General features: G+C 18.2%; 1 protein-coding gene. It reads left to right on the forward strand.

Going from position 1 to position 1104, the window contains the following annotated elements; genetic code table 11:
- The first annotated feature begins 95 nt into the window (after positions 1 to 95).
- On the forward strand, positions 96 to 974 hold the full coding sequence (locus BGI41_RS08185; RefSeq protein ID WP_088540208.1) for a hypothetical protein: 879 nt from the start codon (positions 96 to 98) through the stop codon (positions 972 to 974).
- The last annotated feature ends 130 nt before the right edge of the window (positions 975 to 1104 follow it).

Here is a 1104-nt window from a genome sequence, read left to right on the forward strand (position 1 = left end):
ATTCAATTTCTATCAAAAATTTTATATAACTATATTAATAATATTATATTACTTATATTCTATTTTTTTAAGTGTGTTAAAAATATGTGGTTATTATGGTTGATTATACAGATGCTTATATTAAAAAAATTAAAAATAAAAAAAATGAAATTATTTTATCTGGTGTTTTTGATGATTTAGATATTGAAAAAAACCAGCATGTTTCTATACTTAATTATAAAGATTTACAGAATATTATTAAATCTGAAGGCTTTGATGATACTGAAAAATTAATTAAGGAAAATCAACAACTTAAAGAAGAACTTGATTATCAAAATAATAAAATTAAAGATTATAAAAGAAAACTTGATGAAAAAGATAAAAATATTATTAAACTTATAAATAAAATTGAATCTCTTCGTGAAAAAGATATTTATCATGATAGTGCATATTTTGAGCATAAATATATGGATACTCTTGAGTATGTTGAGCAATTAAAAGATGAAATTAATTATCATAATCAATTATTATTTAATGCTCAGTTAGCAATTTCTAAAAATATTGATTCAATTGTTAATAAAACTGTAAATCAGGCAAATGAAATTATTTCAGATATTAATGATTCTAATTCTCAAAATATTGATGAAGCTTTAAATGAAATTGGAATCAACCTTACTAAACATAATAGTTGTATTGCTAATAATATTCAACAGGAAGTTAAAAAGCAGAATAAAGATTTACAGGAAATGTCATTTTGGGATTTATTATTCCATAGAAAAGATTTTAATTTTTCAATTGATACTGATGATTTAAATGAAGAGATTAGTCCTAAAATTAAAGCTTCTTATAATCTATTGAAAAAACCAAATGTTAAAATTGATTCAAATAAAATTAAGGAAGAAAATGAGTTATATGATTTCCATAAATTATGGATTGAAACTAAGAAAAATAATGAATTTCAAAGAAATTTAATTGATACTGATGATATTGATTAATTGAATTTTTCTTTATTTTATTATATTTTTATTAATTTGTTTTATTTTTATTTTATATATTCTATTTTTTTTTTATTTTATTATATTTTTTTTTATTTTCTTTTATTTTTTATTTATTTATTCTATTTTT

It is taken from the genome of Methanobrevibacter sp. 87.7 (genome assembly GCF_002208625.1).
In the GTDB taxonomy this organism is placed as follows: domain Archaea; phylum Methanobacteriota; class Methanobacteria; order Methanobacteriales; family Methanobacteriaceae; genus Methanarmilla.